We start from the raw sequence: 13,754 nt of genomic DNA on the forward strand, positions 1-13,754 counted from the left end.
GGATAATCCAGTGACCAGGCGTCCGACCCTCATCACTTTCTTCCTGCTGCTTCTGGCGAGCCTTGGCTTTTCCGCGCCGGCGCAGGCCGAACGGATCAAGGATATGGGCCAGTTCCAGGGCCTGCGCGCGAACCAGCTCACCGGTTACGGCATCGTCGTCGGCCTCGCGGGGACGGGCGACGACAGCCTCGACTATTCGACGCTGGGGATGAAGGGCGCGGTCTCGCGCTTCGGCCTGACGCTGCCCGCCGGGGTCAACCCGGCGCTCAAGAATGCCGCGGCGGTGATGATCACCGCCGAGCTGCCCGCTTTCTCGAAACCCGGCCAGCGCCTCGACATCACGGTGTCGGCGATCGGCAAGGCGAAAAGTCTGCGCGGCGGCACGCTGGTGCTCGCGCCGCTCTATGGCGCCGACGGCCAGATCTATGCGATGGCGCAGGGCAATCTCGTCATCGGCGGGCTCGGCGTCGATGCCGCCGACGGATCGAAGCTGACGGTCAATGTGCCGTCGAGCGGCCGCATCGCCGGCGGCGCGACGGTCGAACGCGCGGTCGATACAGGGTTCACCGCGACCGACCAGCTGACCTTCAACCTCCACCAGTTCGACGCGACCAATGCAAAGCGCGTCACCGACGCGATCAATCAGGCGCTGCCGGGCTCGGCCGTCATGATCGACGGCGCCAGCATCGCGATCCGCGCCTCGGGTGGCGGCGACGAGCGGATGCGTCTGATGTCCCGAATCGAGAATCTCGACGTAATCCGCGCCGAACCGCCCGCGAAAGTCATTGTTAATGCCCGCACCGGAACGGTCGTTATTAACGGCGCGGTTCGCGTGGGGACCGCGGCGGTGACGCAGGGCAAGCTGACCGTCTCGATCAAGGAATCGTCGACGGTGGTGCAGCCCGCGCCGTTCAGCCGCGGCGAGACCGCGATCGAGCCGTCGAGCGAAATCGGCGTCGACCAGGAGTATCGCCCGGTGATGATGATCAAGCCCACGGCTTCGCTTTCGCAGCTCGTCGATGCGATCAACCGCATGGGCGTCCCTCCCGGCGACCTTGTCGCCATCCTCGAAGCGCTGAGCCAGGCCGGCGCGCTGACTGCGGAACTGGTGATCATATGACGACGCCCATTTCCTCCACCCGTGCGCCGACGCCCACGCCCGCTGCGGCCGGCGGCGGCGACGGCGGGCTGCGCAAGGCGGCCGAGGCTTTTGAGGCCGTGATCCTGCGCCAGCTGATGGCGTCGATGCGGCAGGCGAAGCTTGCCGACGACATTTTCGGGTCGAGCGCGACCGACAATTTCCGCGAGATGGCCGACGCCAAGACCGCCGATGCGATGGCGGCGCTTCGCCAGTTCGGCATCGCCGACATGGTCGAGCGTCAGTTCCGCGGTCTCGGCGGCGGTCCGACGTCGCTTGGCGGAGGCGTCCAATGAGCGACCTTCTCAGCATCGGCTATACGGGGCTGCGCGCCTATTCGAAGGCGCTCTCGATGGTCGGCGACAATATCGCCAACGCCCAGACGCCGGGCTATGCGCGGCGGCGGCTCGAGCTCGGCGAGGTGCCTGCGGGCAGCAACATGGTGCTCTACAGCGGGTCGGTCACCCCGGGCGGGGTCAATATCAAGGGCGTGGTGCGCTCGGTTGACCAGTGGCTGATCGAGGATGCACGCATCTCGGGCGGCGATTCGGAGCGAGCGGCGACCAAGCTCGATTGGATGAACCGCGTCGAGGGGGCACTGAGCGACGACACCAACGGCATCAAGACCGCACTCAACAAGCTTTACACGACAGCCGACCTGCTGACCGCCGATCCGTCGAACAAGACGCTGCGCAGCCAGTTCCTGCAGGCGGTCGACGACGTCGCATCGGGTTTCCGCACGGCGGCCGGCCAGCTGTCGGGTCTTTCCGACGGCGTTTCGGGCGCGGCAGCAGCCGGTGTCGACAAGTTCAATGCCAATCTGACCGCGCTCGAACAGATCAACGTCGGGCTGCGCAAGGCGCGGCCGGGCTCGACCAACGAGGCGGCGCTGCTCGACGAGCGCGACCGGCTGCTCGACCAGCTGTCATCGCAGGCGGGGGTCAGCGCGACGTTCGACACGCACGGCGCGGTGACGCTGCGCGTCGCGGGCAGCGGCGACCTGCTCGTCGGCGGCGGTGTAGTCACCCCGATCGCGGTCACGACGGCGGCGGACGGGCGCCTTTCCTATTCGGTCGGCGGTTCGCCCTTCGCGACCGCCACCGGCGAGCTTGCCGGGTTCGCGCAGGCGTCCGACCATGTCGCCGATCAGCGCGCCGGGCTCGACACGATGGCGGCGCAGTTCGCGAGCCAGCTCAACGCGGCGCACCAGGCCGGCATCGACGCGAACGGCGCGGGCGGGCAGCCGCTTTTCACCGGCACCAGCGCTGCGACGCTCACTGCAACGACCCTTACGCCGGAACAGGTTGCCGCAGCGAATGCGACGAGCACCAACGGCAATATGCTGGCGTTCGGCACGATGCGCGGCGCGACCGGACCCGAGACGGTCTGGTCGGGGCATATGGCGACGCAGGCGCAGGCGACCGCTTCGGCGCGCGCGCAGGATGCGGCGGCGGCGACGCGCGCCGACGCGGCCGCCGCAGCACGCGACAATGTCAGCCAGGTAGACCTCGACAAGGAAGCGTCGGAGCTGATCCGTTTCCAACAGGCCTATTCGGCCGCGGCACGCACGATCCAGGTCGCGCGCGAGACGATGCAGACGCTGCTGAGCTCGATTTAAGGGGGCGGACAAGATGATTAACGCCGTTGGCAACAAGATGACCCGCGAAATCGCCCGCCAGGGCAAGCTCGCCGAGGCGCTCGAACGGACGCAGATCCAGATCTCGACCGGCAAGCGGCTCCAGCGCATGTCCGACGATCCCGTCGCCGCGCGCCGCATCCAGACGATCGGCACGACGCAGGCGAGCATGGCGAGCTGGGCGGCGAATATCAAATCGGCCGAAGCGCAGACCGCGCAGGCCGACGGCGTGCTCCAGTCGGTCAGCGGACTGCTGACACGCGCGCGGGAGTTGACGCTTTCGGCCTCGACCGACACGCTGGCGCCCGCCGACCGGGCGACGATCGCCGCCGAGCTGAACGCGATCGCCGACGAAATCGACGGGCTGGCGGCAACGCGCGATTCGAACGGCGAACCGCTGTTCGCCTCCGGGAACGCGCGCGTCATCCGGTTCGATTCGGACGTCAGCTTCGCGGCGGTGCCGTCGGCAGCCGATGTCTTCGTCATCGGCGGCAACAGCCTGTCGACCAGCCTCCGCGACGTCGCGACCGCGGTCGGAGCCGGGAACAAGCCCGCGATGACCGCCGGTCTCGACACGCTGACCGCCGCAATCGATCATGTCGCCAACCAGAATGCCGTCATCGGCCTCGCCGCCGGGCGGCTCGAACGGATCGGCGAAGGGCTTGCGGCGCGGGGGATCGAGATCGCGGACGAACGCAAGTCGGTCGAGGACACCGATCTCGAGAGCGCGATCGCGCTTCTCAACGCCCAGGATCTGACGCTCAGCGCCGCGCAGGCCGCCTTCGCCAAGATCAACCGGCAGACAATGTTCGATCTTTTGAACTGAGCGGTCTCAATTTCTCCGGCCGGCTGCCGTTAAGCTTAATAGACGTCCCCTGAATTTTCCGGGCTGCCAGCCCGAACGGAGTTGAGCGCGCATGTTTCCCGTCGTCGGCATCGTCGTACTGATCCTGCTGGTCTTCGGGGGCTTTGCGTTGACGGGCGGCAACCTCGGCCCAGTCATGCACGCACTACCCCACGAAATGCTCATCATCGGCGGTGCCGCGGTCGGCTCGCTGATCATCGGCAATTCGGGTGCCGAGCTGAAAGCGCTCGGCGGCGGTCTTGGTGCTGTGTTCAAGGGCCCGAAATACAAGAAGCAGGACTATCTCGACGTCATCCTGCTCGTCTCGACGCTCATGAAGATGATGCGGACCGAGGGGCCGGTCGCGGTCGAGCCGCACATCGAGGATCCCAAGTCTTCGCCGCTCTTCCAGCAGTATCCCAGGCTTCTGAAGGACGACACGCTCGTCCATCTGATCTGCGACACGCTGCGCCTCGTCGTCGTGTCGTCGGGTACGCTCGATCCGCACGCGGTCGAGGATGTCATGGACAATGCGCTGAAGAGCCATCGCCACCATGCGCTGAAGCCCGCCGAAGGGCTGCAGGGCCTCGCCGACGCGCTGCCCGCGCTCGGCATCGTCGCCGCAGTGCTTGGCGTTGTGAAGACGATGGGTTCGATCGACAAGCCGCCGGCGATCCTCGGCGGCATGATCGGATCGGCGCTCGTCGGCACCTTCCTCGGCGTACTCTTGGCCTATGGTCTCGTCGGCCCGTTCGCGAACCGCGCCAAGGCGGTGATCGAAAGCGACGCCGCCATCTACCACACGGTGAAGCAGCTCATCATCGCGTCGCTCCACGGCCATCCGCAGCCGCTGGTGATCGAGGCGGCGCGCTCGGGTGTCGATCACCATAACCAGCCGAGCTTTGCCGAAGTCTTCGACGGAATGCGAGGGCGGTAGTGGCTGCGCGTCCCAACCTCGTCCGGCCGATCATCGTCAAGAAGGTGATCGAGGAAGCCCATGGCGGCCACCACGGCGGCGCGTGGAAGGTCGCCTATGCCGACTTCGTGACCGCGATGATGGCCTTCTTCCTGCTGATGTGGCTGCTCGGCGCGACGACCGAGAAGCAGCGCAAGGCGCTCGCCGACTATTTCGCGCCGACGATCGTCAAGACCAAGCAGGAGAGCGCCGGCGGCGCAAGCCTGTTCGGCGGCGATTCGATCGTCTCGGCCGACCGCTATCCGCACCGCGCGGGCCAGACGGGCACGCGCTCGCTGACCATCCCCAAGGACGCGGTCGGCGGCCCGAAGGAAGCGGCGGGGCGCGAGCGCGAGAAGGAAAAATTCGCGCAGGTCGCGAAATCGATGATGGAGCGGGTCCAGAAGAAGGGCGAGCTCAAGCGCCTGGCGCGCAACCTGCGCTTCACCGTGACGACCGAGGGGATGCGCATCGACGTCGTCGACGATGCCGACTTCTCGATGTTCGCAATGGGCACCAGCCAGTTGACGCCCGCCGGCGCGAAGCTGTTCAGCGAGATCGCCAAGCCGATTGCCGAGACCCCGAACCGGGTGATGATCCGCGGCCATACCGATGCCGCGCCCTGGTCGGCGAAAACGGGCATGAACAACTGGCGCCTGTCGGTTGACCGCGCCGAGGTGGTTCGCAACTTCCTGGAGTATCGGGGGGTCGACGGCAGCCGCTACGCGCGCATCGAAGGAGTCGCCGATCGCGAGCCCTATAACCCTGTCGACCGGCTCGATCCGCGCAACCGTCGCATCTCGATCACCCTCGGCTGGCGGGTCGGGGACGAGAAATAGAGCCAATCTGGCAGCATTGGAATTCGTAAACATCCAAATTGCGCCAACATCGCTGCCAATATGGCAATAATGCTTTATTTTCAATGGCTTGTGTTAATTTGGATAATCATTCGTTTACCATTTTCCTCAATTTCTGTCTCCATCAAGAGGGCGCCGAATGGGGGGCGCGGTGGAGACGAAAATGACCGTGGGGCAGACTGTTGGACAGAATGGGGAGGATCGCTCGGCGCTTGAGGCGCTGATCATCGGGCACAGCCCGGCGGTGGTCCAGCTTCGCGAAATGATCCGGCGGGTCGCCCGCTCCAATGCATCGGTCATGCTCTGCGGCCCCTCGGGCTCGGGCAAGGAACTGGTCGCCCGCGCGATCCACGATGAAGGCGTCCGTTCGGGCAGGGCCTTCTCGGCGATCAACTGCGGCGCCATTCCCGCCGACCTCATCGAATCCGAGCTGTTCGGGCATGAAAAGGGCAGCTTCACCGGCGCCCACGCCCGCCGCATCGGGCATTTCGAAGCCAGCGAGGGCGGTACGCTCTTCCTCGACGAAATCGGCGACATGCGCTTCGACATGCAGGTCAAACTTCTCCGCGTGCTCGAAGACCGGACGATCGTCCGCGTCGGCAGCAGCGAGATGAAGAAGGTCGACGTCCGCGTCATTTCGGCGACCCACCAGGATATGGGCACTGCGATTGCAGACGGCCGCTTCCGGGAGGATCTTTTCTTCCGCCTCGGCGTCGTTGTCCTGCAGGTTCCGAGCCTCGCGGCGCGGGTCGAGGACATTCCGGCGCTGATCCGCCATTTCCAGCGCAACATGCCCGGCGAAACCAAATGCCGCTATGATGACGCTTCGCTCGCGGTGCTGATGCAGCATCGTTGGCCGGGCAATGTCCGCGAACTCAGGAACTTCGTCGAGCGCGCCAGCGTGCTCTATGGCGGCGAAACGCTCGGCGCCGACGATGTCGCCATCCTGTTGAACCCGACCGCGGCTTTCGCGCCGCGTCCCGCCGCTCCCGTCACCGCAACCAGCGGCGACGAACAGTCGGCACCGATGCCCTTCGCCAAAACGCCGGCTCCGGGCCGCCCGATCGACCTTAAGCGCGAAATCGAAAGCATCGAGCTCGAACAGATCCACAATGCGCTCGACCTCGCCGACGGCATCATCTCGGAGGCCGCACGCCTCCTGACCCTCAAGCGCACGACGCTGATCGAGAAGATGCGCAAATATGGAGTTCAGCAGCAGGCCGCCTGATAACTACCCCACCAGTTTCGGCGCCGCTGAATTCGGCACCGGCCGCACTCCTCCCTCTGACGCCTGTCCCCACCTTTGGCGGCAGCAGGGAAGCGGCCGGTGCCGAACCCTTTTCAGGGTCGAGAGACATTACTGGCGCAGCTGACGCCAGGCCGAGCTGACGGTGACGATGCCCTTGAGCAGCTCGTCGAGCTCTTCGGCATCGTTCGCGGCGACGGCATTGTCGAGCTTGCGCCGCATACTGCGATAGACGCGGGCGAGTGCCTCGGCGACGTCGCCGCCATTCTCGTGATCGAGCCCGACGTCGAGGCCGATCAGGATCGCGCGGGCGCGGTGCGCGGGTTCGGTCGCCGACACGCGCTGCCCCTGGCGCACCATCGCCGCGAGTACGCCCACCGCCGTCTCCAGCTCGTCATAGAGCATGGTCACGAGTTCGATCGGGTCTGCCGCGTTTGCCCGGCTTTCGTTCTGCAGGCGGCGATAGAGTCCGGTCGCGCGGACGGTCGAGGCGGTGGCGGTCGTCATCGGTACCATCAATCGTTATTGGAATTGGACCACAGCTTGATCTGCTGCTCGAGATAGGCCTGCGTCGCCTTGAAGGCGTTCAGCTTGACGTCGAGCTGCGAATATTGCTTCTCGAGCCGTGCCTTGTACGCCGCTTCGCGCGTCTCGACCTTTTCGAGTTCCTTCGACAGCGAGGTGCCCTTGTCGGCCAGCGATTTCTCGAGCCGGCCGATCGCGCCGTCGGTCGCCACCGCCTTGTCGCGGATTGCGTCGAGCGCGCCCGCGATGCCCGGGTCGCTGACCGGATTGTGCGTGCCGTCGCGAAGGGGATTGAACAACCCCTCGACCGCGCCGGCGTCCGACGCCAGCACCGCGTCGAGCTTGACCTTGTCGAGCGTCAGCGTCCCGTCTTTCGTGGTCGAGACGCCGATGTCGGAGAGCTGGTTGATGCTGCCATGGCTGGTGAGCACCTTGGTGACGAGCGTATTGAGCTCGCGTTCGAGCTCGCGCAGGCCCGTCGTTGCCCCCGATAGTTTCGACGCCGCCTGCAGGCTTTTCTTGAGCTGGTTATAGACGTCGACGAAGTCGCCAACGGTCTGCTTGATCAGATCGAGCGGGCGGCTCGCCCCAAGGTCGACCGGTTGACCGGGAGCGGCTTTCTTGAGCGTCAGCGATATGCCGGGCACGACGTCGTCGATCGTGTTCGACGCGCGGCTGAAGGCGACGCCGTCGAGCGTGAATTCGGCGTTCGCGGCGGTCTGGCCGACCGAGAGGCCGCCATTGGTCGCAAAGGCGCCAAGCCCCGGATCGGCGCCGCCGTCGGCGGTGAGCGTGAAGGCGTTGGCGGCGCCCGTCGCGCCTTTCAGGATCAGGCGGCTGCCGCCCTGGTCGGAGATGATCGACGCGGTCACGCCGGCGCCGCTGGCGTTGATCGCGGTGGCGAGCCCCTCGAGGCTGTTGTTCGTCGCGCCGACGGTGATCGTCTTTGCAACCCCGTTGACGGTCAGGGTCATCGTGCCGGTGCCGATCGCTGCCGTCTTGTCGGCGACGACGCCCGAATAGCTGCTCTGGGCGCGGGCAAGGCTGTTGACGACAATCGTTGCGGCGAATTTGTCGGCCTGCAGGCCCGCGCGGGCGGTTGCGGAGAGGACGCTCTCGTCCGACACTGTCGGCTTGCTCCGCAGCGACCCGTCGGAAATCATCTGTTCAAGCGAATCGGCAAAGCCGACAAGATCCGACCGCGCCTGCGATACCGCGCTGATCCGCGCCGTGTTGGCGGTGATCAGGCCGCCTAGACGCGCGACCTTCGGCTCGCGCGATGCCGACGACAGGTCGCTGACCAGCTTTGCGATGTCAATTCCCGACCCGGCGCCGAGCGAAGAGGCGATCGATGTAACCATGACGAATATCCTTCGAGCTTCTTAACGGCCGGAATTCCGGTGTCTTAAGCGCCGAAGGATCAATTTTGTCGGCGGCCTTCGGGGTCGAAGCGGTGCGACGGCGGCACATCGACCGATGGCTTCGAGAGCCCTTCGGCGACCGCGCGTTCGAGCTGGAAGACGAAGGCGAGGACGGTCGCGACCGCGACGAACAATTCCTCGGGGATCGCCCGCCCGGCGCGCGCGGTGAAGTAGATCGCGCGGGTCAGCGCCGGATATTCGAGGATTGGCACACGGGCGCCGCGCGCCAGTTCGCGGATCGACAGCGCGACGTCGCCGCGGCCGCGCGCGACCACCACCGGCGCGGCATCCTGGCCGGGCCGATAGCGGAGCGCGACCGAGAAATGGGTCGGGTTGGTCAGGACGACGGTCGCTTCGGCCACCGCTTTGCGCGCCGACCCGCTCAGGATTTCGTGCTGCCGCTGGCGCTGCGCCTGCTTGAGCTCGGGAGCGCCGTCGGATTCGCGCATCTCCTGCTTCACCTCCTGCTTGCTCATCATCAGGCGGCGGCTGCGCTGATACCATTGCGCGGGGACGTCGATCAGCGCGATGACGACGAGGCCGCCCGCCATTGCGAGCATCGCATGGCCGACCGACTTGCCCGCCAGCCCGATCGCGCCGTTGAGGTCGGCCTGCGCCATCGACATGATCGCGGGCAGGCTGTTCGCGACGAGCCAATAGCCGATCGTGCCGAGCAGCAGCACCTTGGCGAGCGATTTGACCAGTTCGATCAGGCCTTGCGGACCGAAGATGCGCTTGATTCCCGAAAGCGGGTTCATCCGGTTGCCCTTGAAGGCGATCGCCTTGCCACGCCAACCGAGCGAACCGAGCATCGCCGGGGCGGCGACACTCGCGACGAGCGCAAGCGCGAAGAGGCTCGAAAGCGGCAACAGGATCTCGACGCCGTTGCGCATCAGCGCCTCGCCGGGCGCGAAATGCGCGACGTCGTCGGCGCCCAGCGTCAGCCCGCGCTTCAACAGCTCGCCCGCCGACTGGACGAGCCAGCCGCCCGCGGCGAACAGCCATCCGGCGCCCGCGAGCATCATCAGCGCGGTCGCGAGCTCCTTCGACATCAGCACATCGCCTTCGCGCGCCGAATCGGCGAGCTTCTTGGCGGTTGGCTGTTCGGTCTTCTGGTCGCGTTCGGTCGTTCCCGCCATGGCTCAGCGCCCCGCCGCGAGGACGCGCGCCATGTCGAGCGCGTCAGACAGGAAACGGGCGATCGCCTCGGCCATTGCTGGGGTCGCGATCCCGAGCAGGATGACGCCGGCGAGCAAAGTCGCGGGCAGGCCGACCGCGAACAGGTTCATCGCGGGTGCCGATCGTCCGATCACGCCCATGATCATCTGGACGAGCACGAGCACGAAGCCGACCGGCAACGCGATCGTCAGCCCGGCGGCGAACATCAGGCTCGCAAAGCGCAGCAACCCGCCAATCGCGGAGAAGGACGGAAAGGCGTTGCCGGGGGGCAGCGCATTATAGCTGTCGACGATGATCTGGATCAGCAGCAGATGCCCGTCGGCGGCAAGGAAGAGCGCGGTCGCGAGCATCGAGAGAAATTGCCCGACGACGCTGCTCGACGTGCCGCTCAGCGGATCGACCATCGATGCGAAGCCGAGGCCCATCGTGTTGCTGATCGTTTCGCCCGCGAGCAGCGCGGCGGCGAGCCCCATCTGGAGCACGAAACCGATCGCGAGGCCGATCACGACCTCGCCGACGATCATCAGGAAACCGGGGACCGAGACAATGCCTTCGGGCGGCAGCGTCATCCCCGACGCGGCAACGGCGGGAACCCCGACCGCGAGCGCGATGACGAGGCGAAGCTGCACCGGCACATTGGCGGCGCCGAACACCGGCGCGGCGATGAAGGCCGCACCGGGGCGGATCATCCCCAGCATCCAGAGCTGGAGCATCGCTTCGACATTCGGGATTTCGGCCGGGACCATCGGGCGGCCCTAGCGGACCAGATTCGGGATCTCCGCGAACAAGTCGCGGGTGAAATCGGTGAGCAGCACGAGGATGCTGCTGCCGAAGATCGCGAGGCAGATCGCGGTGACGATCAGCTTGGGCACGAAGCTCAACGTCTGTTCGTTGATCGAGGTGGCCGCCTGCACCATACCGAGCAGCACGCCGACGACGAGGATCGGGATGAGGATCGGCGCCGAGGCGAGCGCGAGTACCCAAAGGGATTGCTGCGCAAGTCCGACGAAATAATCGGCTTCCACCGGCTATGTCCCGAAAGAGGAGGCAAGCGAGCCCATGGTCAGCGCCCAGCCGTCGACGAGGACGAAGAGCAACAGCTTGAAGGGCATCGAGATGACTGTCGGCGACAGCATCATCATGCCCAGCGACATCAGCGCCGAGGCGACGATCAGGTCGATGACGAGAAAGGGCAGGAAGATCAGGAAGCCGATCTGGAAGGCGGTCTTGAGCTCGCTGGTGACGAAGGCGGGCAGCAGGATCGAGAAGGGCACGTCCTTCGGGCTCGCATAGGTCGGCGCCTTGGCGATCTTCGCGAACATCATCAGGTCGGACTTGCGCGTCTGGGTCATCATGAAACCGTGCAGCGCGTCGCCCGAGCGGGTGACGGCGGTGCCGATATCGATCTGTTCCTGGCCATAGGGCTCGATCGCGACGCGGTTCACCTCGCTGATCACCGGCTGCATCACGAACAGCGACAGGAAAAGGCTGAGGCCGACGAGTACCTGGTTCGGCGGCGTCTGCTGGAGCCCGAGCGCGTGGCGCAGGATCGACAGCACGATGATGATGCGCGTGAAGCTGGTCATCATCAGGAGCAGCGACGGCAGCACCGTCAGCAGGCTCATCAGGACGAGGATTTGCAGCGACAACGACAGCGGGCGGCCGTTGCCGCCGATTTCGTTGACCGCGCGGGTCAGCCCGCTCGCCTCGGCTTCCTGCGCGAGCGCAGGCGCGGCCGCCGCGAGCAGCGCGATGCCGCCCGCAATCGCGGCACGGCGCAGCCAGCGGGCACGCGGCGTCAATCCCTTGACGGGCGTCTTAGCCGACATGGAAGTCGCCCTGGCTGTTGTCGGCGAGGCGGGTGACATTGCCACGCGAGACCGCGAGCAGAATCTGCTGTCCGGCGAATTCGACGACCGCGAGCTTGGTGCCGGGGCCGAGCGGCAGCACGCCGATCATTTCGACCGGCCGCGCCTGCTTGGCGCCGCCGGGCGTCAACGGCACGCCCATCTGGACGCGTTTCCAGAGCCACAGGCTGCCCCACGCCATGCCGCCGACGAGCGGCAGCAGGATGAGCAGCCGAAGAATATATTCGAACATCAGCCTCTCCGCTCGAATCCCGCGATGCCGCGGTCGGGCGCGACGAGTTCGGCGACCTGAATGCCGTATCGCCCGTCGACGCTGACGATCTCGCCCTTCGCGATCAGCGTGCCATTGGCATAGATGTCGAGGAGTTCGTTCGCGGCGCGGTCGAGTTCGACGACGCTGCCGTCGGAGAGCGCGAGCAGTTCGGCGAGCGTCATCGAGGTCGATCCGACCTCGACCGAGACGCGCAGCGAGACGCCCGCGAGCAGGTCGAAATTGGGCGCGCCGGCGATCGTCCGGCTGTCGCGGCGGTCGGTGCGGCCGGGGGCTTCGCTCATGTCAGTCATGGTCCGATCCCTTTTCGATAGTCTCAATCATGATGGCAGCATTCCCATTGGCTTCCCCGATGCTGCCGGACGCGAAACTGCGGCCGGCGACGGTTACCGGAACATTGCGCGGAATGGTTAACGGAATGATATCGCCGACCTCTAGCGACAATAATTTTACGAGCGGAATCTCGGGGCGCGCGAGCACCGAACGCACCGGAAGACGCACGGTCTTGAGAGCCTTGTTGAGAGTCGCGGTCCATTCGGGGTCGATCGCGGGCGCATCGCGCATCTCGGGCAGAGGGTCGGCGCCGGCGATTCCGCGCAGCGCGGCCTGCGGATAGGCGCAGAGAATGGTGCGGCCCTCGAAAACCCCGCCGCGGAGCGTGAAGCGCTGGACGAGCAGCTCGTCGTCGGCGCGGACCGCCGCAAGCTTTGCAGGATCGCTGGTGACGCAGTCGAGTTCGGGTTCGATCCCGGCTTTCCACGCCGCGGCGAGCTGCATGCCCATGTCGCGGCCGAGGCGCGCGGCGAAACGCTCTTCGGCGTCGGTCAGTTCTTCGCGTTCGCTGCCGAGCTGGCCCTTGCCGCCATAGAAGATATCGACGAGCTGGAGGACGAGCGGGCGCGTCGCGGCGAGCAGCACCGGACCTTTGAGGGGCGGGGCGTGATAGCGCCAGAACAGGCCCGGCGAAACTTCCTGACACCAGTCGGCGAACCGCATCTGCACCGCGGGCGCGCGTTCGACATTGACCGTCGGCGCGCCCAGCGCACGGACAAGATCGCGCAAGCTACGCGCGAACTGGTTGCCGACGCTGTCGAGCACCGGGAAGGCATAGCTGTCCTCCGCCTTGCGGAGCAGCAGCGACGCCTTTGCGTCGGCCGCCAGCTTCGCCGAGGTGTCGACGGGTTTCGGTTCGAGGCTCACTGGATCACCAGGCTCGTGAAATAGACATTGTCGATCCCGCCAAAGCCTTCCTTGTCGCGAAGGACGTCGTTGATCGCATTGGTCAGCTGGCGCTGGAGCTGCTGCTTGCCCTGCGAGGTCGATAGCAGGGCCGGATCCTGTTCGGCGAGCACCATCAGTACCGCCGAACGGATCGGCACCTGCTGGCGCTTGATGTTGCTGATCACCTTGCCGTCGTAGAAGGTCGACAGGCTGATCCCGACCTGCAGGAAGCCCGAGCCGTCGGCGAGGTTGGTCGTGAAGGCATCGGTCATCGGGTAATAGGTGATCTCATATTTGCGCGGATCGACCTTGAAGCGGTCGTTCGGGACCGAGACGGTGCCGACCTTCGGCGCGGGTTCCTTGCCCTCTTCGCCTTCGGCAGCGGCGGCTTCCTCGCCCTCGGTGCGCACGACAAGCTTCGGATAATGATCCTCGGGCTTCGCTTCATGGCCGCCAAGGCCGCCGCCCAGATAGATGCCGGCGCCCGCGCCCGCGCTGATCAGCGCGGTGCCGCCGATGCCAAGCATCAGCAGTTTTTTCATCTTGCCGCCCTTTTTGGGTTCGGCGCCCTCAGGGGCTTTTTCCTTGCTCAT

17 protein-coding genes are annotated in these 13,754 nt (G+C 66.1%); 7 read left to right on the forward strand and 10 right to left on the reverse strand.

The window, feature by feature from the left end; genetic code table 11:
- Nucleotides 1–10 precede the first annotated feature (10 nt).
- From QOL79_RS12675 to QOL79_RS12705, 7 genes are all read left to right on the forward strand, one after another.
- Complete coding sequence (locus tag QOL79_RS12675; protein ID WP_502957491.1) at nt 11–1,120, forward strand: flagellar basal body P-ring protein FlgI; 1,110 nt, start codon at nt 11–13, stop codon at nt 1,118–1,120.
- Complete coding sequence (locus tag QOL79_RS12680) at nt 1,117–1,434, forward strand: rod-binding protein (RefSeq protein WP_283419830.1); 318 nt, start codon at nt 1,117–1,119, stop codon at nt 1,432–1,434. Before QOL79_RS12675 ends, QOL79_RS12680 begins: the two co-directional genes overlap by 4 nt.
- Complete coding sequence (gene flgK, locus QOL79_RS12685; RefSeq protein WP_204992147.1) at nt 1,431–2,756, forward strand: flagellar hook-associated protein FlgK; 1,326 nt, start codon at nt 1,431–1,433, stop codon at nt 2,754–2,756. The genes QOL79_RS12680 and flgK overlap by 4 nt, the downstream gene beginning before the upstream one ends.
- A 13-nt stretch (nt 2,757–2,769) precedes the next feature.
- Nucleotides 2,770–3,600, forward strand: coding sequence for a flagellin N-terminal helical domain-containing protein (locus QOL79_RS12690; RefSeq protein ID WP_204992148.1), 831 nt, complete (start codon nt 2,770–2,772; stop codon nt 3,598–3,600).
- Between the two features lie 91 nt (nt 3,601–3,691).
- Entirely contained in the window at nt 3,692–4,555 is an 864-nt protein-coding gene (gene motA / locus QOL79_RS12695) for a flagellar motor stator protein MotA (RefSeq protein WP_204992149.1), read from the forward strand.
- The gene (locus QOL79_RS12700) at nt 4,555–5,412 is read left to right on the forward strand and encodes a flagellar motor protein MotB (protein ID WP_283419831.1); all 858 of its coding nucleotides are present in this window, start codon (nt 4,555–4,557) and stop codon (nt 5,410–5,412) included. Before motA ends, QOL79_RS12700 begins: the two co-directional genes overlap by 1 nt.
- 181 nt (nt 5,413–5,593) lie before the next feature.
- Nucleotides 5,594–6,658, forward strand: coding sequence for a sigma-54 interaction domain-containing protein (locus tag QOL79_RS12705; RefSeq protein ID WP_283419832.1), 1,065 nt, complete (start codon nt 5,594–5,596; stop codon nt 6,656–6,658).
- Between the two features lie 129 nt (nt 6,659–6,787).
- On the opposite strand, the gene QOL79_RS12710 is transcribed toward QOL79_RS12705, so the two are convergent.
- From QOL79_RS12710 to QOL79_RS12755, 10 genes are read right to left on the reverse strand one after another with little or no spacing between them, the layout of a single operon-like run.
- Nucleotides 6,788–7,183, reverse strand: a complete 396-nt coding sequence (locus QOL79_RS12710; protein WP_058456590.1) for a flagellar export chaperone FliS — start codon at nt 7,181–7,183, stop codon at nt 6,788–6,790.
- Between the two features lie 8 nt (nt 7,184–7,191).
- Nucleotides 7,192–8,562, reverse strand: a complete 1,371-nt coding sequence (gene fliD, locus QOL79_RS12715) for a flagellar filament capping protein FliD (RefSeq protein ID WP_204992151.1) — start codon at nt 8,560–8,562, stop codon at nt 7,192–7,194.
- A gap of 59 nt (nt 8,563–8,621) precedes the next feature.
- Nucleotides 8,622–9,761: a flagellar type III secretion system protein FlhB gene (gene flhB / locus QOL79_RS12720; protein ID WP_283419833.1), complete on the reverse strand. Its 1,140-nt coding sequence runs from the start codon at nt 9,759–9,761 to the stop codon at nt 8,622–8,624.
- A 3-nt stretch (nt 9,762–9,764) separates the two neighbouring features.
- A complete protein-coding gene (gene fliR / locus QOL79_RS12725; protein WP_204992153.1) occupies nt 9,765–10,547 on the reverse strand; it encodes a flagellar biosynthetic protein FliR in 783 nt (260 codons plus the stop codon).
- A 9-nt stretch (nt 10,548–10,556) separates the two neighbouring features.
- Nucleotides 10,557–10,826 (reverse strand): flagellar biosynthetic protein FliQ, encoded by a 270-nt coding sequence (locus QOL79_RS12730; RefSeq protein ID WP_058456574.1) that lies wholly within the window; start codon nt 10,824–10,826, stop codon nt 10,557–10,559.
- A gap of 3 nt (nt 10,827–10,829) precedes the next feature.
- On the reverse strand, nt 10,830–11,630 hold the full coding sequence (gene fliP / locus QOL79_RS12735) for a flagellar type III secretion system pore protein FliP (RefSeq protein ID WP_283419834.1): 801 nt from the start codon (nt 11,628–11,630) through the stop codon (nt 10,830–10,832).
- Complete coding sequence (locus QOL79_RS12740) at nt 11,620–11,901, reverse strand: flagellar biosynthetic protein FliO (RefSeq protein WP_058456576.1); 282 nt, start codon at nt 11,899–11,901, stop codon at nt 11,620–11,622. The genes fliP and QOL79_RS12740 overlap by 11 nt, the downstream gene beginning before the upstream one ends.
- A complete protein-coding gene (gene fliN, locus QOL79_RS12745; protein WP_058456577.1) occupies nt 11,901–12,233 on the reverse strand; it encodes a flagellar motor switch protein FliN in 333 nt (110 codons plus the stop codon). Before fliN ends, QOL79_RS12740 begins: the two co-directional genes overlap by 1 nt.
- A complete protein-coding gene (locus tag QOL79_RS12750) occupies nt 12,226–13,140 on the reverse strand; it encodes a FliM/FliN family flagellar motor switch protein (protein WP_058456578.1) in 915 nt (304 codons plus the stop codon). The genes fliN and QOL79_RS12750 overlap by 8 nt, the downstream gene beginning before the upstream one ends.
- Complete coding sequence (locus tag QOL79_RS12755; protein WP_282949356.1) at nt 13,137–13,754, reverse strand: flagellar basal body-associated FliL family protein; 618 nt, start codon at nt 13,752–13,754, stop codon at nt 13,137–13,139. The genes QOL79_RS12750 and QOL79_RS12755 overlap by 4 nt, the downstream gene beginning before the upstream one ends.

The sequence above is a fragment of the Sphingopyxis sp. Geo48 genome, assembly GCF_949769155.1.
In the GTDB taxonomy this organism is placed as follows: domain Bacteria; phylum Pseudomonadota; class Alphaproteobacteria; order Sphingomonadales; family Sphingomonadaceae; genus Sphingopyxis.

Bases quoted from the DNA above. Each gene is read 5' to 3' on its own strand.
- fliN (WP_058456577.1), bottom strand. From the start codon at position 12,233: ATGACTGACATGAGCGAAGCCCCCGGCCGCACCGACCGCCGCGACAGC.
- QOL79_RS12740 (WP_058456576.1), bottom strand. From the start codon at position 11,901: ATGTTCGAATATATTCTTCGGCTGCTCATCCTGCTGCCGCTCGTCGGC.
- QOL79_RS12690 (WP_204992148.1), top strand. From the start codon at position 2,770: ATGATTAACGCCGTTGGCAACAAGATGACCCGCGAAATCGCCCGCCAG.
- QOL79_RS12705 (WP_283419832.1), top strand. From the start codon at position 5,594: ATGACCGTGGGGCAGACTGTTGGACAGAATGGGGAGGATCGCTCGGCG.
- flhB (WP_283419833.1), bottom strand. From the start codon at position 9,761: ATGGCGGGAACGACCGAACGCGACCAGAAGACCGAACAGCCAACCGCC.
- fliR (WP_204992153.1), bottom strand. From the start codon at position 10,547: ATGGTCCCGGCCGAAATCCCGAATGTCGAAGCGATGCTCCAGCTCTGG.
- fliD (WP_204992151.1), bottom strand. From the start codon at position 8,562: ATGGTTACATCGATCGCCTCTTCGCTCGGCGCCGGGTCGGGAATTGAC.
- QOL79_RS12710 (WP_058456590.1), bottom strand. From the start codon at position 7,183: ATGACGACCGCCACCGCCTCGACCGTCCGCGCGACCGGACTCTATCGC.
- fliP (WP_283419834.1), bottom strand. From the start codon at position 11,630: ATGTCGGCTAAGACGCCCGTCAAGGGATTGACGCCGCGTGCCCGCTGG.
- motA (WP_204992149.1), top strand. From the start codon at position 3,692: ATGTTTCCCGTCGTCGGCATCGTCGTACTGATCCTGCTGGTCTTCGGG.
- QOL79_RS12755 (WP_282949356.1), bottom strand. From the start codon at position 13,754: ATGAGCAAGGAAAAAGCCCCTGAGGGCGCCGAACCCAAAAAGGGCGGC.
- QOL79_RS12680 (WP_283419830.1), top strand. From the start codon at position 1,117: ATGACGACGCCCATTTCCTCCACCCGTGCGCCGACGCCCACGCCCGCT.
- flgK (WP_204992147.1), top strand. From the start codon at position 1,431: ATGAGCGACCTTCTCAGCATCGGCTATACGGGGCTGCGCGCCTATTCG.